23 protein-coding genes and 2 pseudogenes are annotated in these 22763 nt (G+C 72.1%); 12 read left to right on the top strand and 13 right to left on the bottom strand.

Annotated elements, in window-relative coordinates; genetic code table 11:
- Window positions 1-75 precede the first annotated feature (75 nt).
- Window positions 76-729 (top strand): phosphate signaling complex protein PhoU, encoded by a 654-nt coding sequence (gene phoU / locus ACGFIW_RS14930; protein ID WP_393314902.1) that lies wholly within the window; start codon window positions 76-78, stop codon window positions 727-729.
- Between the two features lie 51 nt (window positions 730-780).
- On the opposite strand, the gene ACGFIW_RS14925 is transcribed toward phoU, so the two are convergent.
- Window positions 781-1548, bottom strand: coding sequence for a phosphoglyceromutase (locus tag ACGFIW_RS14925; protein WP_357525638.1), 768 nt, complete (start codon window positions 1546-1548; stop codon window positions 781-783).
- Window positions 1549-1700: 152 nt separating this feature from the next.
- Here ACGFIW_RS14925 and ACGFIW_RS14920 point away from each other — a divergent pair, with 152 nt between their 5' ends.
- Complete coding sequence (locus ACGFIW_RS14920) at window positions 1701-2981, top strand: MDR family MFS transporter (RefSeq protein WP_393314899.1); 1281 nt, start codon at window positions 1701-1703, stop codon at window positions 2979-2981.
- A 75-nt stretch (window positions 2982-3056) separates the two neighbouring features.
- Window positions 3057-4324 (top strand): annotated as a pseudogene (locus tag ACGFIW_RS14915) (MFS transporter).
- A gap of 372 nt (window positions 4325-4696) precedes the next feature.
- On the opposite strand, the gene ACGFIW_RS14910 reads toward ACGFIW_RS14915, so the two are convergent.
- Window positions 4697-4954, bottom strand: coding sequence for a hypothetical protein (locus ACGFIW_RS14910; RefSeq protein ID WP_393314897.1), 258 nt, complete (start codon window positions 4952-4954; stop codon window positions 4697-4699).
- A 10-nt stretch (window positions 4955-4964) separates the two neighbouring features.
- Between ACGFIW_RS14910 and ACGFIW_RS14905 the strand changes: the two genes are divergently transcribed.
- On the top strand, window positions 4965-5828 hold the full coding sequence (locus ACGFIW_RS14905; RefSeq protein WP_393314894.1) for a hypothetical protein: 864 nt from the start codon (window positions 4965-4967) through the stop codon (window positions 5826-5828).
- Window positions 5829-6121: 293 nt separating this feature from the next.
- Here the strand turns inward: ACGFIW_RS14905 and ACGFIW_RS14900 are convergent, their stop codons facing one another.
- A complete protein-coding gene (locus ACGFIW_RS14900) occupies window positions 6122-6637 on the bottom strand; it encodes a YbjN domain-containing protein (protein WP_393314891.1) in 516 nt (171 codons plus the stop codon).
- Between the two features lie 274 nt (window positions 6638-6911).
- Complete coding sequence (gene mshA / locus ACGFIW_RS14895) at window positions 6912-8276, bottom strand: D-inositol-3-phosphate glycosyltransferase (RefSeq protein WP_393314888.1); 1365 nt, start codon at window positions 8274-8276, stop codon at window positions 6912-6914.
- A gap of 202 nt (window positions 8277-8478) precedes the next feature.
- On the opposite strand from mshA, the gene ACGFIW_RS14890 reads away from it, so the two are divergent.
- Window positions 8479-9246, top strand: coding sequence for an SDR family oxidoreductase (locus ACGFIW_RS14890; protein ID WP_393314885.1), 768 nt, complete (start codon window positions 8479-8481; stop codon window positions 9244-9246).
- Between the two features lie 78 nt (window positions 9247-9324).
- Complete coding sequence (locus tag ACGFIW_RS14885; protein WP_393314882.1) at window positions 9325-10104, top strand: class I SAM-dependent methyltransferase; 780 nt, start codon at window positions 9325-9327, stop codon at window positions 10102-10104.
- 196 nt (window positions 10105-10300) lie between these two features.
- Here ACGFIW_RS14885 and ACGFIW_RS14880 read toward each other — a convergent pair whose 3' ends face one another.
- Window positions 10301-11422, bottom strand: a complete 1122-nt coding sequence (locus ACGFIW_RS14880; protein ID WP_393314879.1) for a UDP-N-acetylmuramate dehydrogenase — start codon at window positions 11420-11422, stop codon at window positions 10301-10303.
- A 30-nt stretch (window positions 11423-11452) separates the two neighbouring features.
- Between ACGFIW_RS14880 and ACGFIW_RS14875 the strand changes: the two genes are divergently transcribed.
- From ACGFIW_RS14875 to ACGFIW_RS14860, 4 genes are all read left to right on the top strand, one after another.
- A complete protein-coding gene (locus tag ACGFIW_RS14875) occupies window positions 11453-12211 on the top strand; it encodes a maleylpyruvate isomerase family mycothiol-dependent enzyme (RefSeq protein WP_393314876.1) in 759 nt (252 codons plus the stop codon).
- A gap of 277 nt (window positions 12212-12488) precedes the next feature.
- On the top strand, window positions 12489-13496 hold the full coding sequence (locus tag ACGFIW_RS14870; RefSeq protein WP_393314873.1) for a LacI family DNA-binding transcriptional regulator: 1008 nt from the start codon (window positions 12489-12491) through the stop codon (window positions 13494-13496).
- 160 nt (window positions 13497-13656) lie between these two features.
- Window positions 13657-14070: a RidA family protein gene (locus ACGFIW_RS14865; protein ID WP_393314870.1), complete on the top strand. Its 414-nt coding sequence runs from the start codon at window positions 13657-13659 to the stop codon at window positions 14068-14070.
- 1 nt (window position 14071) lies between these two features.
- A complete protein-coding gene (locus ACGFIW_RS14860; RefSeq protein WP_393314867.1) occupies window positions 14072-14968 on the top strand; it encodes a GNAT family N-acetyltransferase in 897 nt (298 codons plus the stop codon).
- 35 nt (window positions 14969-15003) lie between these two features.
- Here the strand turns inward: ACGFIW_RS14860 and ACGFIW_RS14855 are convergent, their stop codons facing one another.
- Entirely contained in the window at window positions 15004-15519 is a 516-nt protein-coding gene (locus tag ACGFIW_RS14855; protein ID WP_393314864.1) for an O-acetyl-ADP-ribose deacetylase, read from the bottom strand.
- A gap of 1 nt (window position 15520) precedes the next feature.
- Window positions 15521-16312 (bottom strand): EI24 domain-containing protein, encoded by a 792-nt coding sequence (locus ACGFIW_RS14850; RefSeq protein ID WP_393314861.1) that lies wholly within the window; start codon window positions 16310-16312, stop codon window positions 15521-15523.
- A gap of 63 nt (window positions 16313-16375) precedes the next feature.
- On the opposite strand from ACGFIW_RS14850, the gene ACGFIW_RS14845 reads away from it, so the two are divergent.
- Entirely contained in the window at window positions 16376-17344 is a 969-nt protein-coding gene (locus ACGFIW_RS14845) for a helix-turn-helix transcriptional regulator (RefSeq protein ID WP_393314858.1), read from the top strand.
- Here ACGFIW_RS14845 and ACGFIW_RS14840 read toward each other — a convergent pair.
- The 6 genes and pseudogenes from ACGFIW_RS14840 to ACGFIW_RS14815 all read right to left on the bottom strand — a co-directional run.
- Window positions 17335-18096: pseudogene (locus ACGFIW_RS14840) on the bottom strand (SDR family oxidoreductase); the annotation flags it as partial. The gene ACGFIW_RS14845 and the pseudogene ACGFIW_RS14840 overlap by 10 nt on opposite strands.
- 371 nt (window positions 18097-18467) lie before the next feature.
- Window positions 18468-19205, bottom strand: a complete 738-nt coding sequence (locus tag ACGFIW_RS14835; RefSeq protein WP_393314855.1) for an alanyl-tRNA editing protein — start codon at window positions 19203-19205, stop codon at window positions 18468-18470.
- A gap of 11 nt (window positions 19206-19216) precedes the next feature.
- Window positions 19217-20104 carry an alpha/beta fold hydrolase gene (locus ACGFIW_RS14830; RefSeq protein WP_393314852.1) on the bottom strand — a complete coding sequence of 296 codons (888 nt, stop codon included), beginning with the start codon at window positions 20102-20104 and terminating at the stop codon, window positions 19217-19219.
- Complete coding sequence (locus ACGFIW_RS14825) at window positions 20101-20415, bottom strand: DUF2516 family protein (RefSeq protein WP_393314849.1); 315 nt, start codon at window positions 20413-20415, stop codon at window positions 20101-20103. Before ACGFIW_RS14825 ends, ACGFIW_RS14830 begins: the two co-directional genes overlap by 4 nt.
- Window positions 20416-20486: 71 nt before the next feature.
- Window positions 20487-21191: a hypothetical protein gene (locus ACGFIW_RS14820; protein WP_393314846.1), complete on the bottom strand. Its 705-nt coding sequence runs from the start codon at window positions 21189-21191 to the stop codon at window positions 20487-20489.
- Window positions 21188-21826, bottom strand: a complete 639-nt coding sequence (locus ACGFIW_RS14815; RefSeq protein ID WP_393314844.1) for a helix-turn-helix domain-containing protein — start codon at window positions 21824-21826, stop codon at window positions 21188-21190. The genes ACGFIW_RS14820 and ACGFIW_RS14815 overlap by 4 nt, the downstream gene beginning before the upstream one ends.
- A 111-nt stretch (window positions 21827-21937) precedes the next feature.
- Between ACGFIW_RS14815 and ACGFIW_RS14810 the strand changes: the two genes are divergently transcribed.
- A complete protein-coding gene (locus ACGFIW_RS14810; RefSeq protein WP_393314841.1) occupies window positions 21938-22735 on the top strand; it encodes an alpha/beta fold hydrolase in 798 nt (265 codons plus the stop codon).
- Window positions 22736-22763 lie beyond the last annotated feature (28 nt).

Below are 22763 nucleotides of genomic sequence, written 5' to 3'. Positions count from 1 at the left end.
CCTACCGTTGGCGTCGTACCTGCTCAACCCCCTGCGCCGGCACCCGTCGGCGGCGACCGACCACAGGACGTGATGATGCGCGACGAGTTCCGGGCCGATCTCCAGATCGTCAGCCAACTGCTTGTGGACATGGCGGAGGGCGTCCGCGCCGCCATGCGCCAGGCCACCCGGGCCCTGCTCACCGCCGACCGGCAGGCCGCCGAGACGGTCATCGAGCGGGACGCCGAGATCGACGACCTCTACCGGCACGTCGAGGAGCGGGTCTGTGACCTGCTCGCCCGACAGGCGCCGGTCGCCTCCGACCTCCGGGCGATGATCACCGCCCTGCACGTGGCCGCCGACCTGGAGCGGATGGGTGACCTCGCCGAGCACGTGGCGAAGACCGCGTTGCGCCGGCACCCCTCCCCCGCGGTTCCGGCCGAGTTGCGGACGGTGTTCACCGAGATGTCCGAGATCGCCGACCGGATGGCCGTGAAGATCGGCTCGGTGCTGGCGAAACCCGATGCCGGCCTGGCCGGCGAGCTGGACCGTGACGACGACGCCATGGACGAGCTGCACAAGAACCTGTTCGCCGTGCTGCTCGGCGACGACTGGCCGTACGGGGTGGAGACGGCGATCGACGCCACCCTGCTGGGCCGCTTCTACGAGCGCTTCGCCGACCACGCGGTAAACGCCGGCGAGCACGTGATCTACCTGATCACCGGGCAGAGCACCACCTCGGCGAGCTGATCTTCGGAACGACGAAGGCCCCCGGGAATCCCGGGGGCCTTCGTCGTCGGCTCAGCGGCCCTGGTTGGCGACCGCCGCAGCGGCTTCCTTCGCCGCCGTCGGGTCGAGGTAGGTGCCGCCCAGGGTGAGCGGGCGCAGCTGCGGGTCCAGGTCATAGCGCAGCGGGATGCCGGTCGGGATGTTGAGCTTGGCGATCGCCTCGTCGGAGATCTGGTCGAGGTGCTTGACCAGGGCGCGCAGCGAGTTGCCGTGCGCGGCCACCAGCACCGTCCGGCCGGCCAGGATGTCCGGCACGATCGAGTCGTACCAGTAGGGCAGCATTCGCTCGACGACGTCCTTGAGGCATTCGGTACGCGGCATCAGCTCGGTCGGCAGCAGCGCGTAGCGGGGGTCGCCCACCTGCGACCACTCGTCGTTGTCGTCGATCGGCGGTGGCGGCGTGTCGTACGACCGGCGCCAGAGCATGAACTGCTCCTCGCCGTACTCGTCGAGGGTCTGCTTCTTGTTCTTGCCCTGCAGGGCGCCGTAGTGCCGCTCGTTGAGCCGCCACGACCGGCGCACAGCGATCCAGTGCCGGTCGGCGGCGTTGAGCGCCAGCTCGGCGGTGCGGATCGCGCGGCGCATCACGCTGGTGTGCACGACGTCCGGCAGCAGGCCGTGCTCGCGCAGCAGCTCGCCGCCGCGCCGCGCCTCGCCCTCGCCCTTCTCGGTCAGGTCAACGTCCACCCAGCCGGTGAAGAGGTTCTTGGCATTCCAGTCGCTCTCACCGTGTCGAAGCAGGACCAGCGTCCCGACGGTGGGCCCTTCGCTCGCAGTCATGCGGATCATCCTGCCTCAACCGCCTCGGGGACACGCGGGCAGCCGTCGTGACGACCACCACGTAAAAATGCGGATGACCAGCGGATCACCCCGCCACTAGGGTTGTAAGGCGCAACAGTCATAGCGGTCATTACTTGCAAGCGGGGCGCCAGATGCGGACGATGCGGAGTTGGTTCCGGGACACCACCGGCGGCCTACCGACCACCTTCTGGTACCTGTGGTCCGGCACCCTGATCAACCGGCTCGGCTCGTTCGTTCTCGTCTTCCTCGCCATCTACCTCACCCAGGAACGTGGCTTCTCGGCCTCCCAGGCCGGCCTGGTGATCGGCCTCTGGGGCGTCGGCGGGGCGTTCGGCACCACCGCCGGCGGCACCCTCGCGGACCGGTGGGGTCGCCGGCCGACACTGCTCACCGCCCACGTGGGCGCGGCCACGATGATGATCGGCCTCGGCCTGGCCCGGGATCTCTGGGCGGTGGCGCTGGGCGCCCTGCTGCTCGGCATGTTCGCCGAGGCGGCCCGGCCCGCGTTCGGCGCGATGATGATCGACGTGGTGCCGGCGAAGGACCGGCTGCGCGCCTTCTCGCTCAACTACTGGGCGATCAACCTGGGCTTCGCCTGCGCCGCCGTCCTCGCCGGCCTCGCCGCGCAGGCCGACTACCTGCTGCTCTTCGTGGTCGACGCCGGCACCATGCTGATCACCGCGCTGATCATCTTCACCCGGGTGCCGGAGACCCGACAGGCCCGTTCCGCCACTGCCACCGCCACCACTCCACGCGGCGCCCTGCGCGCGATCCTCACCGACCGTGTCTACCTCGGTTTCGTGGCTCTCAACCTGTTCGCCGCGCTGGTCTTCCTCCAGCACATCTCGATGCTGCCGATCGCCATGGGCGACGACGGCCTGAGCCCAGCCACCTACGGCTCCGTGATCGCGCTCAACGGGGTCCTCATCGTGGTCGGCCAACTCTTCGTACCCCGGTTGATCCGAGGTCGGAGCCGCTCCCACGTGCTCGCGCTGGCGTCCGTGGTGATGGGCGTCGGTTTCGGGCTCACCGCGTTCGCCGGCACCCCCTGGTTCTACGGGCTGACCGTGCTGATCTGGACGGTCGGCGAGATGCTCAACTCGCCGTCCAACTCCACGCTGATCGCCGAGCTCTCGCCGGCCGAGCTGCGCGGTCGCTACCAGGGCGTGTTCTCGCTGTCCTGGCAGATCGCCGGGGCCAGCGCACCGATCCTCGGCGGACTGGTGCGCGAGCACGGCGGCAACGACACACTCTGGTACGGCTGCGCCGCGCTCGGCGTACTGACCGCGGTGGCCCACCTGGTGTCCGGCCCGGCCCGGGAGCGGCGGGCCGCCGCACTGCGCCGCTCCGGCGAGGCGCTGGCACCTGTCGACACCGGCCGGACGCCGCAACCCGCCGAGGCAGCCGCCTGACGGCTGGCGCCGGGGCGGCCCGAGTTCCTACTCTGCACTCGAAACAGTTAAGAAAGCGAACTGTATGGAGGACGAGTGCACGCCCTGCGGCGCCTGTGGCACGACACCGCGGGCGGGCTTCCCGCCACCTTCTGGTATCTCTGGACCGGCCTGCTGATCAACCGGGCCGGCGCGTTCGCCATGCTGTTCCTCCCGCTCTACCTCACCGACGTACGCGGAGCGAGCGTCGGGCTGGCCGGCACGGTGGTCGGCGCGTACGGGGCCGGCGGCGCGGCCGGAGTGCTCCTCGGCGGTGTTCTCGCCGACCGGTGGGGCCGCCGGGCGACCCTGCTCGCCGCGCACCTGACCACGGCCGCCCTGATGGTGGCGCTCGCCTTCAGCCAACCCCTACTCCTGATCGCGGCGCTCTCCGCACTTGTCGGCGTGGTCCACTCGATGCCCAGCCCGGCGTTCGTCGCGGCCATCGTCGACGTGGTGCCCGCCGAACGCCGCTCACGCGCGTTCAACCTCCAGTTCTGGGCGTTCAACCTGGGCATGGCGGTCGCCTCGATGCTCGCCGGAGTGCTGGCCGAGGCAAGCTTCACCGCGCTGTTCCTGGTCGACGCCGGTGCCACCCTGACCGCCGCCGCGGTGATCGGCTGGAAGGTGCCGGAGACCCTACGACTGGCCGCTCCACCCGCCGACAGCCCGACACCCACGACGATCCGGCCCCGCCGACCGGGACTGCACACCGCGCTCACCGACCGCACCTTCCTGGTCTTCGTCGGGCTCACCTTCGTGCTGGCCGTACTCACCATGCAGACGTCGACGATCATGCCGCTGGCCATGCGCGCCGACGGCCTGGGCCCATCGGCGTACGGGCTGGTGGTGGCGCTCGGCGGCGCGCTGATCGTGATCGGGCAACTGTTCGTGCCCCGGCTGATCGACAGGCACCGCAAGGACGTCGTACTGGCCGCCTCCACCGCGCTGCTCGCGCTCGGTTTCGGGGCACTCGCCGTCGCCGACGAACTGGCCGTCTACCTGATCGCCGCCGTGGTCTGGACGATCGGCTCGATGCTCGCCGCCCCGCCCAACGCGCAGATCAACGCCGACCTGGCGCCACCGCGGCTACGCGCGCGCTACCAGGCGGTCTTCTACCTGACGTTCCCGGCCGCGGCGTTCGTCGCACCCACCCTCGGCGGGGTGAGCCTGCAACACCTCGGCGCGGGGCACTGCTGCTGGTGGGTGGGCTGGGCCTGGCGGCAGCGGTCGGGCATCTGCTCGCCGGACCACCCCGGGAGCGACGCGTCGCCGCCCTGCGCCAGGAGCAGACGCCGTCCGCTCACCGGGTGCCAAGCGCATGATCGACGAAACACGGCAAAGCGCCCACCACGGCCCTGAGGTCGTGGTGGGCGCCCGCCGGTGGGGCCGGCGGCGGCGGGCAACACTCACCCCCGTAAGCATCGCCCGCTCAGCCGCCGGTCCAAACAGGTGGGCACCGTCCCCCAACGGTAAATCCACCCGTCCCCTCGCGCCTCGCCTGGTGCACGGACCTGATCGATCCGCCGCTCCCCCGAACGTTTCCAAGCGTGGCGCGGTGCAATAAAGCTAGTTCGCCCAGATTCTGGATTCAACCCAGAACGCCTGTCTCGCCGGTCACAACTGACGAGTATCCGCTGCTCGGGCCTCAGTCTCTGACAACAGCCGCGTACCCGTCAGCCATTCCCGCAAACACCTCAGCCGTCCTCCCGATCGGGCGACTCGGTCCGGAAAAAGCTGCTCTGCCGGCCGTCGCGCAACTGTTCCTGATAGATCAGGTTCAGCCGGCGAAGGTCAAAGGTATAGAACCACTCATCCCAGGTGATCTCGCGATTTCGGCTACTTTCGCGGTAACCGGGGATGTGGAAGGTCAGAACGCCCGCACGGCCGTCCCGCTCGGTACCCGTGATGGTTGCCGGCCTGGCCCCACGCTCGCGGGCCCAACGCTGGATCACCTCGTGGTTCGTGGTGATCAGGCTCCGTCCCGGCCGCTCCGGCTGGTCCTGGAGCGACGAGATGACCTGCGAGCTGCGAACCGACCGTCCGGTACCCCGCCCGGTCCGGATCCCACCTGTCGTCGTGCCGCTGCTGACCGACCGGGTCGCCGGACGTTTGGCGGGTGCCGCCCGCTTCGCCGTGGTGCGCTTCGCAGGTGCCGCCCGCTTCGCGGTGGTACGCGTGGCGGGCGCCGCACGCTTCGCCGCGGGCCGCGCCGGTGCCTTCCGCGCGGGCGCGGTACGGGCCGCCGTCGTCTTCCGGGCCGCCGCAGTCGTACGCGCCGGCGTCGTCTTCCGGGCCGGCGTCGTCTTGCGTGCCGCCGTGGTCTTCCGCGCGGCCACCGTCTTACGGGCGGACGTCGACCTCGCCGCCGCTGTCGTCCTCTTCGCGGCGGTCGCCTTCTTCGCCGGCGCTCTCTTCGCCGCCGCCGACTTCCGCGCGGCGGTCGCCTTCGTCGCGGCGGCCCGTTTCGCGGGCGCGCTCTTGTTCGCTGGCGCGGCCTTCGCGCGGCTCGACGCCGGCCTGGCCGCCGACTTCCTGGTGGCGGCGGCACGACCGGCCGACGCCCGGGTACCGGTGGCCCGGCCCGTCGGGCCGGTGCTGCTCCGACCCGCACCGGCCCGCATCGAGCGGACCAACTGTTTCACCAGGTCGGGCTTACGCAGCGCGGAGATCCCGGAGACCCCGCGTCTACGCAGTTGCCCGCGGATGTCGTCCACCCGCATCCGGGAGATCTCCGACTCGGAGACTCCCGGGGTACCCGGCGTCTGGTTGCCGGCCTGTCGCTTCGTCCTGGTCGCAGTCGCGCCGCGACCTGAGCTGTTCCGCTGAGCCATGGGACGCTCCGCTCCTTGACACTCCGTCCTCGGCGCGCGGGGGTCCCTCGCCGCACCGCGCGGTGCGGCATACCCGTCAGGAGCAGTCCGAACCTCCGACGACACGCCATGACCGTGCTGGATCCAAAACCCCGCTCCGGGCGGGGCGGGCGGTGTGCGTCGTCAAGATCCGCGCAAGATCGGGGATGTTGCTGCCTCTCGACCTGTCGGAGGCAGCAACATCCGGGAAGTTGCGTGGATCTTGACGCGGGGTGCGGGGCGCGGGGCGCGGATCTTGGCGCGGGGTGGTCAGGCTGGGTCGGGGCCCGAGCCGGAGGGCTCGAAGAGGTGGGCGAACGCGGCCAGGTTGGCTGTCGACTCGCCACGCTTGACCCGCCACTCGTACTCGCGGCGGATCGAACTGCCGAAGCCGATCTCCAGCATCGTGTCGAACGACTCGTCGGCGTACGTCAGCACGGAACCGAGCAGCCGGTCCAACTCGTCGGCGTCCACGCCGGCCGGGTTGACCCGCCCGGTCAGGTACACGTCGCCGACCGCGTCGGTGGAGAAGGAGACGGCGTACATCCGGGCGTTGCGTTGCAACAGCCAGGCCCACAACTCCTCGCGGCGCTCGTCCGGCTGGCGCATCACGAACGCCTCGATCCGCAGCGCGTGTTCGCCGACGATCAGGTTGCAGACCGTCTTCAGCTTGTGTGTGCCCGGCAGGGTCACCGCGTACGAGCCGGGGCCTGTCGACTCCCAGGCCAGCTCCCGCTCGGCGCAGACCGACTCGATCAGGGTCGCAAGATCGCTCTTCGGGCTCACCGGACCCACTCTACGACCGACCCGGCCCGCGCACCGGTTGGCGGCGACGCCCCGGTCAGCCGACGCCCGGTCAGGCGACGCCCGGTCAGGCGACGCCCGGTCAGGCGACGCCCGGTCAGGCGACGCCCGGTCAGGCGACGCCCACCGGGCAGGCGACGCCCACCGGGCACGCGACGCCCACCGGGCACGCGACGCCCACCGGGCACGCGACGCCCACCGGGCACGCGACGCCCACCGGGCACGCGACGCCCACCGGGCAGGCGACGCTCACCGGTCACCAGGAGCAGGAGAGTGCCGGGTCGGCTGCCAGGTCGGCCGCGAGCCGGGCCCGGTGCGCGGCGATCGCCTCGCCGTAGACGCCGAGCAGACCGGCGACCGTACGGTCCCAGGAGAAGTGCTGGGCGTGCTGCTCGGCCCCGCGGCCCAGCTCCGCCCGAAGGGCCCGGTTCGGCAGCAGGCGGCCCAGCGCACGGGCCCAGTCGACCGGGTCGTGACCGTCGATCAGTACGCCACTGACCTCATCCCGCACGGCGGTGACCAGCCCTCCGACGGCGGCGGCCAGCACCGGCGTACCGCAGGCCTGCGCCTCCAGGGCGACCAGCCCGAACGATTCGTTGTGCGACGGGACCGCGACGAGATCGGCCGACCGGTACAGGGCGGGCAGGTCGTCTCCGGTGAGCGGTGGCAGGAACCGCACCCCGTCGGCGACACCGAGCGTGGCAGCCAGCTCGATCAGCGCGGTCGGACGGTCAAGCCCGCTGCCGCTGGGCCCGCCGCAGATCACCACTGTCACCCGGTCGGCCAGCGCCGGGTCGCGTTCGCGCAGGGCGGCAACCGCGCGGATCAGCACGTCGGGGGCCTTGAGCGGCTGGATCCGACCGACGAAGGCAACCACGTACCCATCGATCGGAAGCCCCAGCCGACGGCGGGCCTCGCGGGCGGCCGCGGACCTGTCGCCCAGTGCGGGCCGGAACCGGCCCAGGTCGACACCCGGCTGCACGACGGACACCCGGGCCGGGTCGGCGTCGTACCTGTCGACGAGGTCGCTTGCCTCGACCCGGGTGTTGGCGACCAGGCGGTCCGCCTCGGCGACCACCTGCTCCTCGCCGATCACCCGGGCCTTGGGCTCTGGCCGGTCGCCGGCCGCGAGCTGGGCGTTCTTGACCTTCGCCAGGGTGTGTGCGGTGTGCACAAGCGGAACGCCCCAACGTTCCTTGGCCAGCCAGCCGACCTGGCCGGAAAGCCAGTAGTGGGAGTGGATCAGGTCGTAGTGCCCGGGCGGGCGGGACGCCTCGGCGCGCAGCACCCCGGCACTGAAGGCGCACAGCTGACCGGGCAGCTCTTCCTTGGTGAGGCCCTCCAGCGGACCGGAGGTGATGTGGCGGACCTGCACCCCGGGTGCCATCTCGACGACCGGGGGCAGGTCGCCGGAGGTGGCCCGGGTGAAGATCTCCACCTCGACGTTGGCTTCGGCGAGTCGCCGGGCGACCTCAAGGATATAGACGTTCATGCCACCGGCGTCGCCTGTGCCGGGTTGGTGCAGGGGGGAGGTGTGCACCGAGAGGGTGGCGATGCGACGGGGCCGGGGCCACGGTTGGGCACCTCGCTGACGCCCGACACCGGTGTGCAGTTCCGCCACATCCGCTCCTTTGTCACGGTAGATGCCGTCTCGCACGACCGGCGCTTCTCGGTCAACCTGTACGCCAGACGTCATCTTCCCCATCGGGCATCGGAAATTCCCCGGCGCGGGTCCCGGGGGTGACGGACCTCATCACCGCACGCCCGTCGACGGTCGCCCCGCCCGGTCCGCCCGGGTCCCACGGGCGGGGGACAATGTCGCAATGACCCCTGTCGCCATCGTCACCGGAGCGTCCAGCGGAATCGGCGCGGCCACCGCCCGCCGACTCGCCGCCGAGGGCTTCCACGTGCTCGCCGCCGCCCGTCGCGCCGAGCGGCTCGCCGACCTGGTCGCCGACATCACCGCCGCTGGCGGGCAGGCCACCGCCGTGACCTGCGACATCACGTCGGACGAGTCGGTGGCCGGGCTGGCCGGGGCCGCCGCCCAGGCGCCCGGGCCGGTCACCCTGCTTGTCAACAACGCCGGAGGCGCGCGCGGGCTGGACCCGGTGGAGTCCGGCTCGGTCGCCGACTGGCAGTGGATGTACGACGTGAACGTGCTCGGCACGCTGCGGGTCACCCAGGCGCTGCTGCCGGCGCTCGAGGCGTCCGGCTCCGGCACCATCGTGGTGGTCTCCTCCACCGCCGGCCTGACGGTGTACGAGGGCGGGGGCGGCTACACCGCCGCGAAGCACGCGCAGACCGCCATCGCCGGCACGCTCCGTCTGGAGTTGTGCGGCCGGCCGTTGCGGGTGATCGAGATCGACCCGGGCATGGTGCAGACCGAGGAGTTCGGGCTGGTTCGCTTCGAGGGGGACGCGCAACGGGCGGCCGCCGTCTACGCCGGGGTGCCGGGGCCGCTGGTCGCCGAGGACGTCGCCGACTGCATCGCCTGGTGCGCCACCCGCCCCGAGCACGTCAACGTCGACCGGCTGGTGGTCCGGCCGCGGGCGCAGGCCGCACAGCACAAGGTGCACCGGGTCGGCCAGTGAAGCGCGAGGAGTGAGCCGGGTTTGCGAGCCCCGCAGTCGCGAGCGGACGCCGACCGGGCGGCGTGCGCAGTGAGCGGCGTGGCACGGCGTCGGCCGCTCGGTGTGGTCACGCGCGGCACGACCAACCCGAACCGGCTCCGTCGGGTGGACAACTGGATTGTCGCCACCTGCGCCGAACGGCTGTTGGCGGCGACCGACCCCCTGGTGGTCGATCTCGGCTACGGCGCCAACCCGGTGACCGCTGTGGAGTTGCGCGCGCGGCTGGCGGCGGGGGTTCGTCCCGACGTACGGCTGGTGGGGTTGGAGATCGACCCGGCCCGGGTGGCCGCCGCGGCCCCGGCCGCCGACCCGCCCGGCCTGACGTTCGCCCGGGGTGGGTTCGAGTTGGCCGGGCTCCGGCCGGTGCTGGTCCGCGCGTTCAACGTGCTTCGACAGTACGACGAGAGCGAGGTCCCGGACGCTTGGCGGACGATGACCGCTGCGCTCGCCCCGGGCGGGGTGCTCGTCGAGGGCACGTGCGACGAGTTGGGGCGGCTCGCGAGCTGGCTGCTGGTCGACGCCGACGGCCCTCGGACGCTGACCCTGGCCGCGAAACTCACCACGCTGGGCAGCCCCGCCGAGTTGGCCGAGCGGCTGCCCAAGGCGCTGATCCATCGCAACGTCCCCGGTGAGCAGGTGCACGACCTGATCCGCGCCCTGGACGACGCCTGGCAGGCCGCCGCCCCGTACGCCACGTTCGGCCCCCGTCAACGATGGCTGCGAGCGGTGACGCGCCTCCGCGAGGCAGGATGGCCCATCCTGGGCGGGCCGTCCCGCTGGCGCCAAGGCGAACTAACCCTCCCCTGGCCCCTCCCATAACCCCACCCGCCCTGCCCCTCATGCCCCACCCCCCGCGCCCCCGCGCCCCACCCCCACCTCGTCGATCTTGCACTTTCTGTCGCTGATTGCCCCGCTACACCCCTTATGCCCCGGCAGAAACTGCAAGATCGCGTGGGCTGGGGGCGGGTCGGGGTCGGGGTCGGGGTCGGGGTCGGGGTCGGGGTCGGGGTCGGGGTTAGAGGGTGCAGTTGATGAGGACTGGTTCGGGGTGGAGGGTTACGCCGAAGCGGGTCTGCACCGTGTCGCGGATGTCTCGGGCCAGGGTGAGCAGGTCACCGGTGCTGGCCGTGCCGCTGTGGTTCGTCAGGGCCAGGGTGTGCTTGCTGGAGATCGAGACTCCGCCCTCGCCGGGGTGGCCCTTGGTGAAGCCGGCCTTGTCGATCAGCCAGGCCGCGCTCACCTTGACCAGGCCGTCGGCTCCCGGCCAGGCGGGCGGGTCGCCCAGCTCGGCGGAGCGCTCCAGGAGCAGCGCGTACGTCGCCTGGTCCAGCACCGGGTTGGTGAAGAAGGAACCGACCGAACGAGTGTCCGGGTCGGTGGCGTCGAGCACCATGCCCTTGCCCGCGCGCAGCCGCAGCACCGCCGCTCGGGCGTCCGCCAACGGCACCTGGTCGCCCACCTCGACACCGAGCGCACGAGCCAGCTCGGCGTAGCGCACCGGGCCGGAGAGCGGGGACCGGGTGAGTCGGAAGTCGACGGACAGCACCACCCAGCGGTCCCGGTACTTGAAGATGCTGCCCCGGTAGGCGAACCCGCAGTCGGCGGCGGGGATGGTGTGTCGGGTGCCCTCGACCCGGTCGTACACCTCGACGCCGGTGATCGTCTCGGCGACCTCCTGGCCGTACGCGCCGACGTTCTGGATCGGGGTGGCACCGGTCGAGCCGGGGATGCCGGAGAGGCATTCCAGCCCGGCCCAGCCGTTGGCAACGGTCGCGGCGACCAGGTCGTCCCACGGCTCGCCGGCGTCGACCCGTACGGTGACGAACCCGGCGTCCTCGGCGACGACGCTCAGGCCACGGGAGCGCACCAGCACGACGGTGCCGGGGAAGCCGGGCTCGCCGACCACGACGTTGCTGCCACCGGCCAGGATCAGGACCGGCTCGTCCGCGGCTCGGACGGCCCGGACGATCTCGTCGGCACTGGTGGCGGTCACGATCCGCTCGGCCGGCCCACCCATCCGTAGAGTGGTGTAGCTGGCCAGTGGACCAGGGATGGCACGATCGGCTTCGGTTGTCGGCTGGGCGGAGGCGTCTGGCACGCCCTTCACCTTAGGCTGACTGATAGCCGTGGCACCCATTGGTCGCCCGGCACCCCCGGGAGGATGGCGATGAGCAGACTGCAGGGCAGCAAGGATTTCTGGATCGGGGCGCTCCGGGCGGAGGGCCCGGCGTTCGCGGCGGCGGTGGCCGAGGCCCCGCCGGAGACACCGGTTCTGTCTTGTCCGGGCTGGACGGTCAACGACCTCACACTGCACCTCGCTGGCATCTACCACTGGGTTTCGTCGTTCGCCGGGTCCGGCCAGACCGCTCAGCCGGCCCGCCGGGAGCCGCTTGCGGCGGACCCGGGCGTCAGCCCGCTCCAGCTGTGGCAGCAGGGGTACGACAAGCTGATGACCGTCTTCGACGGGCTCGACCCGGAGGCACCGGCGTGGAACTGGGCCCCGCAGCCGAAGAAGGCCGGCTTCTGGCCGCGTCGGATGGCACACGAGACGGCTGTGCACCGGTGGGACGCCCAGCTCGCCATCGCGGCCGGCGATCCGGTGGAGGCGAAGCTCGCGGCCGACGGCGTGAGCGAGGTGCTGGACACCTGGCTGCCGGCGGGTCGGCGGCGGACGCCTGGCGACTGGCGCGGGGTGGTGCAGCTCACCGCGACCGACGCGGCCCAGGAGTGGTATTTGCGGCTGCGCGGTGAGGGGGTGGCGCTGCTCGACACGGCGACCATCTTCGACCACGACGATCATCACGCTCGGGCGCAGGTCAGCGGCACGGCGAGCGACCTGTTGCTGGCGCTCTGGGGCCGGGTGAGCTTCGAGACGCTTGTCGTTGCCGGCGATCGTGCCCTGCTGGACGGCCTGCGGGCCAAGTGATCGATTCGCACTGACCGAGGGCGTCACCCCGGCGGGTGGCGCCCTCGTTCGGGTCGGTGCCGCGAGGGTGAGAGAGCGCTCTCTTGACAGGGCGTGCCGCATCGGCCACCCTCGGCGGGGCGATCTGCCGTGGCGGTCTTCTCGTATGGTCGTTCCTGGACACCTCTACCGGGCCGACGGTCACCGCAACGGTTCGGGCTGCGGCGCGTCGACTACCCGGCCCAGAGGCACGGGGTGTCACCCGGAACGGGCTGGGACGAGCGGGGGGAAAGGCACGATGACGACGGCGCAACGGCCGACGCTCGAAGCGGTGGCGGCGCGGGCCGGGGTGTCCCGGGCCACCGTGTCCCGGGTGGTCAACGGCTCCACCACCGTCGCCGAGCCGATCCGGGAGGCGGTCACCCGGGCCGTCGCCGAGTTGGGCTACGTGCCCAACCTCGCCGCCCGCAGCCTGGTCACCCAACGCACCGACTCGGTCGCCCTGGTCATGCCGGAGGCAGCCACCCGGGTCTTCTCCGACGACCAGGTCTTCCCCGGCATCATCCGCGGCGTCAGCCAGGAGCTCGAGGCGGCCGACAAGCAACTGGTGCTGATGCTCGCCGGCTCACCGGCCGGGCACCACCGGGTCGAGCGGTACACCACCGGCCGGCACGTCGACGGGGTGCTCTTCGCCTCGCTGCACGGTGCCGACCCGCTGCCCGGCACGCTCGCCCGGCTCGGCATCCCGGTGGTGGTCAGCGGCCGGCCGCTCGGCGACGTGCCCGTACCGTACGTCGACGTCGACCACGTGGCCGGCGTGACCGCGGCCATCCGACACCTGGTCGACAGCGGTCGTCGGCGGATCGCCACCATCGCCGGCCCGCAGGACATGGTCGCCGGCATCGAACGGCTCAGCGGCTACCGCAGCGCGGTCGCCGACGCGGGCCTGCCCGAGCTGATCGCCGTCGGTGACTTCACCCGGGAGTCCGGGTCGGCGGCGATGCGTCAACTGCTCACCGAGCACCCCGACCTGGATGCCGTCTTCGCCGCCTCCGACCTGATGGCGCACGCCGCCCTGCGGACGCTGCGCGAAGCCGGCCGGCGGGTGCCGGCGGACGTCGCGGTGGTCGGCTTCGACGACATCGAGACCGCCGCGTACACCGAGCCACCGCTGACCACCGTCCGGCAGCCGATCGTGGAGTTGGGCCGCCGGATGACCCGTCAACTGCTCAGGCTGGCCGCCGGGGAGACGATCGAGCAGGCGGTCATGCTCCCCACCGAACTGATCCGCCGCGCCTCCGCGTAAACCGGTCGGGCCCGCGGGCAGGATCTGCACAACTTCGAGGTTGTTGCTGCCTCCAGACGTCACGAGGCACCAACAACCCTGAAGTTGCTGCCTCCTCGGCGCGCCGGGCGGAACCGATAACTCCTCGCTCTGGAGGGCGAACGTCGTTAGCCTCGCCGGCATGCCTGACCATGTCGCGTTGCTGCGCGTACCCGCACTCTCCGACGTCGCCGAATACGCGTACGCGGCCACCGTCGAGTCGACCGCCCGACTGGTCTTCACCGCCGGCGCCTGCCCGCTGGACGCCGAGGGTCGCACCGTCGCGCCCGGCGATCACGCCGCACAGGCCCGGCAGGTGCTGGCGAACCTCCAGACCGCCCTCGCGGCGGCCGGGGCAACCCGCACCGACGTCGTCAAGACCACCGTGTACGTGTCGTCCTCCCGGCAGGCCGACCTGGTGACCGTCTGGGAGGTGGTGCGCGACTTCTTCGGCGACCACGACCCGCCCAGCACCCTGCTCGGGGTCACCGTGCTCGGCTACCCCGACCAGCTCGTCGAGGTCGAGGCCGTCGCCGCCGTACGGACGGGGGCCTGACATGCGGATCCGTGTGGCGCAGCCGGATGACGCCCCGGGTGTGGTGGCCCTGCGGGCGACGGTCGTTCCGTACCTGGTGCGCGGTGTCGAGTCGACCCGGAAGATGATCGCGGAACCACCGCCCGGGCAGGCCTGGACCGCCTTCGTGGCCGAGGTCGACGATCGCGTGGTCGGTTGGGTGTCCGCCGAACGCATCGGGACGACCTCAGCGACGGACGTCGGCGGCATCAACCTGCTGCACGTGCACCCGGAGCACCGGCGGCGCGGCCTCGGGACGGCCCTGCTGACCGCCGCGACCGACCACCTTCGCCCGTTGGGAGTCCGCCGGGTGCGCGCCATGGCACTGTCGGAGGCGCTGCCGTTCGCCCGCGGACACGGCTACGAGCCAAGCCGAGAGGTGCGCTACTCGGCACTCGACCTGAATTCGGCACCGGCGCTACCCGAGCCGCCCCCGGGCGTACGGCTGCGCCCGATCGGCGACCTGGACCCCCACCTGCTGTACGTGGCGAATGTGGCCTCGGCAGCGGACGAACCGGGCGACGTGCCGGTCGACGCGATCAGCTACGAGAGCTGGCAGTACGACGTGTGGGACAACCTCGGGTTGGACAAGACGGCCAGCGTCGCCGCCGAGGTCGACGGCGTGGTGGCCGCCTTCAGTCTCGTGAAGCGGGACGGGGACCGGATGTGGTCGGACTACACGGGCTCCGTTCCGGCGTACCGAGGTCAGGGGCTGGCCCGGCTGGCCAAGGTGGCGGCGCTGCACCGGGCTGCCTCGAACGGCGTGCGTGTGGCGTACACCTCGAACGACGAGGCCAACGCGCCGATGCTGGCGATCAACGCCCGACTGGGCTACCGACCGGTGACGTCGCAGTGGTCCTGCCTGGCCGACCTGACCTGACCTGATCGAGGCGGGCACCGCGGCTACGGCCGACGTCAGGCGCCGTCGAAGACCCGGCGGGCTGTCGCGTGGGTGTCGGCGCCGAAGAGCACCAGGCGGGCCTCGGTGACGGCGGCCGGCGTGGCCGAACGCAGCACCGACAGCGCCTGCCGGACCGCGTCGTCGAGCGGCCAGCCGTAGATGCCGGCCGAGATCAGCGGGAACGCCACAGTGGACGCGCCCACCTCGTCGGCCACCCGCAGGCTGTTGGCGTAACAGTCGCGCAGCAACGCCGACCGGTCCTCGCTTGCTGACCAGACCGGCCCGACGGTGTGGATCACCCAGCGGGCCGGCAGCTCTCCGGCCGTGGTCGCCACCGCCTGGCCGGTGGGCAGGCCCCTGCCGTAGTGGGACGCCCGCAGCGCCCGGCAGTCGGCCAGGATGGCCGGTCCACCGCGCCGGTGGATCGCGCCGTCGACGCCACCGCCGCCGAGCAGGGAGGAGTTCGCGGCGTTCACGATGGCGTCCACCCGCTGGGTGGTGATGTCCCCCTCGACCAGGGTGATCTCCATGTCAGTCCCTCTCGATTGATTGGCCCAACGATCGACGGGCCAGCAGGGTGGCACCGGCGACCGCCGCCGGCATGATCAGCACCGCGCCGAGCGGGATGAGGAAGCAGAGGAAGACCGCCACTCCGAAACCGAGCGAGGCGGCCCGGTCGGCCTTCAGGATCGTCCGGCGCTGCGGCAGCCGCATCCCCCGCCGGTAGAACGGCGCACCGACCAGCTCCACGGCAAGGAACCACCCACCCACCGCCGCCCCGATGACCGGAACGACCGTCTGCCCGACCACCGGGATGAAGCCGGCGAGGAACAGCGGAATCCCGACAAGCGCCGTGAGCGCCACCAGCCGTACCGAGTCGGCGAGGCTGCGGCGCAGCGACGACCAGAAGGGCACGTCCACCGCGCCGGGCGTTCCGCCGTACCGCTGCTCGACCTTCTCGGAGATCTTCTCGTAGAACGGGTCGCCGATGACCAGGGTCACCGCGGTGAAGGTGAGCACCCCGAGCAGGCCGCCAACCCCCAGGAAGGCCAACCCGGCGATCACCCGGACCAGGCTGCGGGAGGTGCTCGACCAGTCGTCGGCGAACGGGGTGACGAGCGCGGCGAGGTCGTCCACGAAGTACACGAGTGTGGCGAGCGCCGCCAGGAACAGCGCGCCGGAGATCAGCGCCGGCACGATGCCGAGCAGCATCAGCCCCGGGCTGCGGACGTAGAGGCCCAGCCCGCGCAGGAGCAGCCCCGCCCCGGCGAGGAAGCGGCCGACGACCCCGGTCACCGGGCTGGCGATTCTGCTGGCATCCACGATCGAGCAGCCTAGCGAGCGGTGATCGGATCCGCTGATTGGTGCGCGGGGCAGGATGGGCGGGTGCGCGCCTCCCGACTGATCTCGTTGCTGTTGCTGTTGCAGTCGCGCGGGTCGATGACCGCCGGCGAGCTGGCGCGGGAGTTGGAGGTCTCCGAGCGGACCGTGTACCGGGACGTGCTGGCCCTCTCCGCCGCCGGGGTGCCGGTCTACGCCGACCGGGGTCGGGCCGGCGGTTACCGCCTGCTCGGCGGCTACCGCACCCGACTGACCGGGCTGACCCGGGACGAGGCGGAGGCGCTGTTCCTCGCCGGGTTGCCCGGGCCGGCCGGCGAGATGGGGCTCGCCGACGCTGTCGCGTCCGCCGAGCTGAAGGTGCTGGCCGCGCTGCCACCCGCCCTGCGTGACGCCCCGGCTCGCGCCGGGCAGCGGTTCCACCTGGACGTACCGGGTTGGTTCCGGGAGACCGCAGCACCGCTCTGGCTTCCCGCGCTGGCCCGGGCGGTCTGGGCGGACCGGGTGGTGGAGTTGCGCTACCGGCGCGGCGACCGGGAGGTGACCCGCCGGCTTCAGCCGTACGGTCTGGTGCTCAAGAGTGGGGTCTGGTATCTGGTTGGTCGCGTCGACGACGGCACCCGCACCTACCGGGTGGACCGGGTCACCGGGGTCGAGGTGGGCGAGGAGCACTTCGACCGCGACGAGGGCTTCGACCTGGCCGGGCACTGGCGCGAGCAGGCCGCGTCGTTCCTGCGGACCATGCTGCGGGCCGAGGTCGCCGTCCGGCTGAGCCCCGCCGGCCTGCGCCAGCTCCGGCACCTGGTCGATGCCCCCTTCGTGTACGACGAACTGCGCGCCGCCGCCAGCCCGCCCGACGGGCAGGGCTGGGTGGTGGCGCGGCTGCCCGTCGAGTCGGTCCAGGTGGCGTACCACCAACTGCTGGGGCTCGGCCCCGAGGTGGAGGTGCTCGGTCCACCCGAGTTGCGGCAACTGTTCGCCGGGGCGGCCGAGCGACTCGGCTCGCTCTACCGGTAGCCGGTGACGTCCGCCGGCCTGCCCGCGTCGACCACCTCGGTGATGTAGCGGAAGCCCTCCGGCTGGCTGCCGTCGAGGTCGGTGAACCCGTACACCTTGGACAGCGTGCCGGCGTCGACGGACCTGCCACTCCAGCGGGCCTTGTCCTCGTCGGCGGCGAGCGCGGCCACCGCCCGGCCGACGAAGGCCGGGGTCTCCGAGATGAGGAAGTTCGGGTCGGTGGCGGCGCCGTCGCGCCAGTTCTCCTCGGTCACGCCGAAGTGCTCCAGCATCGCCTCGGAGCGGATCCACCCGGGGGTGAGCGCCACCGCCGTACAGCCGTGCGGCTTCAGCTCGTGCGCCTGGGAGAAGGCGAGCCGGTTGACCGACACCTTGGCCAGGTCGTAGAAGACCGACAGCCGGTAGTTCTCGTCGTTGTACGCCTTGGTCCCGTCGCCCATCTCCACCACCAGACCGCCGGGCTTGCGGATCAGCAGGGGCAGGGCGAAGTGGCTGGTGATGATGTGCGTGTCGATGGCCAGTCGCAGGGTGCGGAAGCCGGCGTCGAGGGGTTGTTCCCAGACCGGCTGGTTCCAGGTGACCAGCGGGTCGCCGCCCCAGATGTCGTTGACCAGTACGTCGAGCTGGCCCTGCTCGGCGTCGATCCGGGCGACCAGGTCGCGGACCTGCTCCGGCACCAGGTGGTCGACCCGCACGGCGATGCCGGTGCCACCGGCCGCGGTGACCAGCTCGGCGGTCTCCTCGATGGTCTCCGCCGGTTCATGTCAGCGATACCTGACAACCGGCGTCCGAATTCCCGAACCAGGATCGCGACGGCGACGGCGGGCGGCGGGCGGCGGGCAGCGGTAGGGGCCACGCGCTCCTGTAGAGCTGCCCCATAAATGGGGCTGGGTGCCGGAACGCGACCACCAACACCCTCGACCCCTCGCGGTGGTGACGCTGAGGGCGACCACCACGATCCGCCGCGCCCCGTATCTGGGGCAGCTCTACAGGAGCGCAGACAGGTGCGTCCGGCTGCTCGCCGGTGCTCGATCAGCCGCTGCGGCAAGCGGGGGCAGAAGATCTGGGGATCCTGTCGCGGCATGCCGGCCACGACCCTGAGCCTGCTGGGCGACAGCGTCACTCAGTCCACAAGTCGGACGCGTACCCGGCGGTTGGCCCGGCCCTTGCTCTCCACCTTGACCACCTGCACCTTGCCGATCTGCGCGGTGGACGCCACGTGGGTGCCGCCGTCGGCCTGCACGTCCAGCCCGACGATGTCGACGATGCGGACCTCCTGCTCGTCCGGCGGGATGAGGTTGGACTGGGTCCGGATGATGTCCGGCAGGGCCAGGGCCTCGGTGCGCGGCAGCACCCGCGTGGCGACGGCCCGGTCGGCGGCCACCTCGGCGTTGACCAACTCCTCGATGCGGCTCTTGAAATCCGGTGGCACCTCGGGAAGGTTGAAGTCCATCCGAGCCTCGCCCGGTTCCATCGAGTTACCCGTGACGAGCGCGCCGAAGTCGCGGAACACCACACCGCAGAGCACGTGCAACCCGGAGTGGGTACGCATCAGCCGGCTGCGGCGCTCGTCCTCCAGCGCGCCGACGACCTCGGTGCCGACCGGCGGCAACGGGTCGCCCTCGGCGGGGATCAGGTACGGGTCGTCGCCCTTGCGGGTGCCGACGATCCGCGTCTGCACGCCCTGCCACAGCAGCACGCCGTGGTCCGGTGGTTGGCCGCCGCCGCCCGGGTAGAACGCCGAGCGGTCCAGGACGATGCCCTGCTCCGGGTCGGCGTGCAGGACCGTACAGGTCCACTCGCGCAGGGTCGGGTCGGCGAGGTCGAGTCGGTGCGTGCGGCCGTGTTGTGTGACACCCATGACAGGGCACGTTACTCGTTGAGAAAGCCGGCGATGCGGTCCCGCAGGTCGGCGCGCTCCGTCCAGAGGACGCCGGGCCTGTCGTACACGTGCAGGGTCGCCTGCGGCAGCGCGGCGGCGAGCCGCTCGGCGACCTCGACCGGATGCAGGTCGTCGCCCGCGCAGCCGATGACCAGCGCCGGCGCGGTGACCGCCACCAGGTCACCGAGCTGGCGCAGCGACGTCTGCGCCGCGAGCGTGGCCAGCCCGTCGGCCAAACCGTCGCGCAGCAGTTGGTCGAGCCGCTGCCGCAGGTACGCCCAGCCGGCCGGGGTGTTGCGCACCGCCGGGGGCATCTCCAGGGAGACGACGTCGGCGACCGCCGACGCGTCCCCGCTCTGCACCGCCTCCAACAGACCCGTGATCCGTTCGTGGGCGACCGGCCCGCGCGGCTCGTCGAGCACCGCCGGCAGGAAGAAGACAAGCTTCTCGAAACGCTCCGGGCTCTCCGCGAGCAGGCGGCAGAGGGCACCCGCACCGAGGCTCACGCCGAACGCCCGGCTGGCCCCGCCGAGGTCCGCGATGGCGCGCAGATCCCGGGCCAGGTCCAGGTAGTCCCACGGACCGTCCGGGGCCTCGGAACGGCCGTGCCCGCGGAACTGGAAGAACACCTTGCGGCCGGTCACTCCGCTGCCGAACGGGCGAGTGGTGGCGATGCCGTTGCCCAGCCCGTGCGCGAAGACGGTGACCGGATCACCGGTGCCGGTGACCAAGCGCTCCAGCCGTACGCCGTGCGGGGTGGTGACCAGCTCGGTGTCCGGCTCCGGCAGCGCCGGTCGGCCGGTCCGCGGCCCACCCGGGCCGGGACCCCAGGTGCGGGGCCCGCTGTCCGGTGGGGGTGGCCAGCGAAAACCTCTCACCAGGACCCTTTGCCGTCACCGAGTTCGCGGAGGCCGACTCGGACGTCGAGGAGGTAGATCAGACCGGCGGCGATGCCGATCAGTCCGAAGAGGCTGATCGGGCCGAAGCCGAGCAGAGTCAGCAGGAGGCAGACCGCCAGGATGGCGATCCAGCCGCCCTTCGGAAGGGTGCCAATGGCGGGGAAGGCGTCGGAGCGCTGGGTAATCGCGTGCACCAGGGCGACGCCCTGGACGATCAGCGCGAAGACGAGCAGGATCAGCTGGATCACTTCGCGGACGGCGAAGGCGAAGATCGGCGCGGCGTTGGCCATGCCGGCAAGCTTATGTCCACGACCCCGGCTACGTCCGACAAGGACGCCGCCGGGGTCGTCGTCCGGACGAACTACTCGGCTGCCGGGCGGGTCCGCTTGGTGGCCCCGGGCAGCTTCGCCGAGGGGGTCGCGGCCGGCTTGGGGGCCTTCGGGGCACGGGCGGCCTTCTTGACGGCGGCCGGCCTGGCCTCGGCGATCTCGGCCACGTCGGCCGGGGTCGGCACCTCGGCCGGGGCGGCCGGGACCGTGGTGACGGGGGTCACGGCCTGGGTCGCCTCGATGTCGGCGTTGACCGTCTCGGCGGCCTCCAGCACACCGGCGCCGACGACCCGCTCACCACGGGCGACGAGCGCACCGTACGCGGCGAAGGCCCGCTCCTGGGCGGCCTGCGCGCCCGCGAACACCATGATGGCGTTGCGGGTCGCGGCGGCGCGCAGCTTGTCGAGGTCGGTGACCTCGCGCAGCTTGGCCAGGTCGGCAACCTCACGCAGCTTGGCCAGGTCGGCCGACTCGCGGAGCTTGGTCAGGTCCAGCTCGGCCTGCGCCCGGTCGCGCAGCGTCCCGGCCGTCTCGTTGGCGGTACGCAGCGTCTCGGTGGCCTTCTGGCGCAACTCGAAGCCGGTCAGCACGGCCCGGCCGCCCAGGTCGGCGACGACCCGGGTGCCGAGGACGCCGACCACTGCCGGCAGTTTGCGCAGGTGCTCGATGGCCAACTCACCGGCGCCGGCGGCGGCGTAGATCGGGGCGGGGATGCGGTTGGTCTTCGGCTCGCTCATGACGTCTCCTCTTCGGCCGCCGCGGCGGCCTTCTTCTCGGGGGTGCTGGGTGGGGCGGGGGCGGCGCCCGCCTCGGTGACGGCAACCGACTCGAGTACGGCCTCGGTCGGGGTGCCGCCCGCGGTGGTGGGGCCGGTGGCGGCCAGGTTGGCCAGGTCGGCGGGCTGGTCGGCGACGTCGGTCGGGGTGGTCGCGCCGGTGCCGCCGGTCGGGCCGGTCGCGCCGGTCGGGGCGGTCGGGGTGATCGCGTCGGTCGCGGCGGTGCCCTCGGTGTCGGCCCGGGCCTCGGCCAGCCGGGCGTTCTCCCGGCGGAACGTCTCGTAGATCTGGCTGAGCGACTGCTTCTGGGCCATCGTCAGGTCGGCGTCCACGGCGATGGCGGCGAGCACGCCGTGGCCTTCCTTGTCGTCGAGCAGACCGGCGCGCAGGTACATCGCGGGGGTGGACACCCGCAGCGCGCTCGCCAGTTGCTGAAGCACCTCGGCGCTCGGCTTGCGCAGGCCGCGCTCGATCTGGCTGAGGTACGGATTGCTGACCCCCGCCTGCTCGGCGAGCTGCCGCAGCGAGATCTTGGCGTTGCGCCGCAGATCGCGGATGAACCCGCCGACGTCGGGAAGGTCCTTGGGTGTGGCCATGACAGCGACGCTAACCGGCCGCGCTAACTCTTGCAAGCAAAACGCTAGCCACAGTTAGCAAGGTCTCAGCGCCCGTTTGCGCGCCGCTTCGCCGATCCGTACGGTCCGTTCGTGCACAAGATCACAGTCAATGGAGCAAGCATCGCGTACGACGAGGCCGGCACGGGTTCGCCCGTCGTGCTGCTGCACGCCGGCATCGCCGACCGGCGGATGTGGCGGGGGCAGCTGCCCGCGCTCGCCACCCGGCACCGGGTGATCGTTCCGGACCTGCGCGGCTACGGAGACTCGGAGCTGCCCCCGACCCCGTTCGCACACCACGACGACGTGGCCGGGCTGCTGGACGCGCTCGACCTGCCCCGGGCCGCCCTGGTCGGCTGCTCCTTCGGCGGGTCGGTCGCCATCGACACCGCGCTGGCCCACCCCGACCGGGTGGGCGCGCTCGCGCTGTTCGACACCGCGGTCTCCGGCAACGAGTGGTCCGAGGAGGCCAACGACCTCTGGGACAGCCTGGTCGGCGAGGTCGATCCCGACGACTTCGTCGCCGGGGCGGCCGGCGAGGTGCGGTTCTGGGTGGTGGGCCCGGCCCGCCGACCGGAGGACGTCGACCCGGAACTGCTCGCGTTCGCGCAGGAGATGGACCAGCGTGCCCTCGCCGCCGAGCTGGCGCTCGGCGCGGTCGAGGTGGGCGAGCTGACGCCACCGGCGATCGGCCGCCTCGGCGAGCTGAGGATCCCCGTCCTGGTCACCGCCGGTGCCGCGGACGTGCCGGACATCAGTCGACTCGCCGACCGGATCGCCGCCGAGGTCCCCGGCGCGGTACGACTGCCCGACGTGCCGGACGCCGCGCACCTGCTGCCGCTGGAGCGTCCGGAGCCGGTCAACGCCGCACTGCTCGACTTCCTGAGCTAGTCCCTCTCCCTCCCCTACTCGAGCGCAC

Origin of the sequence: Micromonospora sp. NPDC048935, from assembly GCF_043197875.1 — a bacterium.
In the GTDB taxonomy this organism is placed as follows: Bacteria; Actinomycetota; Actinomycetes; order Mycobacteriales; family Micromonosporaceae; genus Micromonospora.
This window is presented reverse-complemented; position numbering and strand designations above follow the sequence as displayed.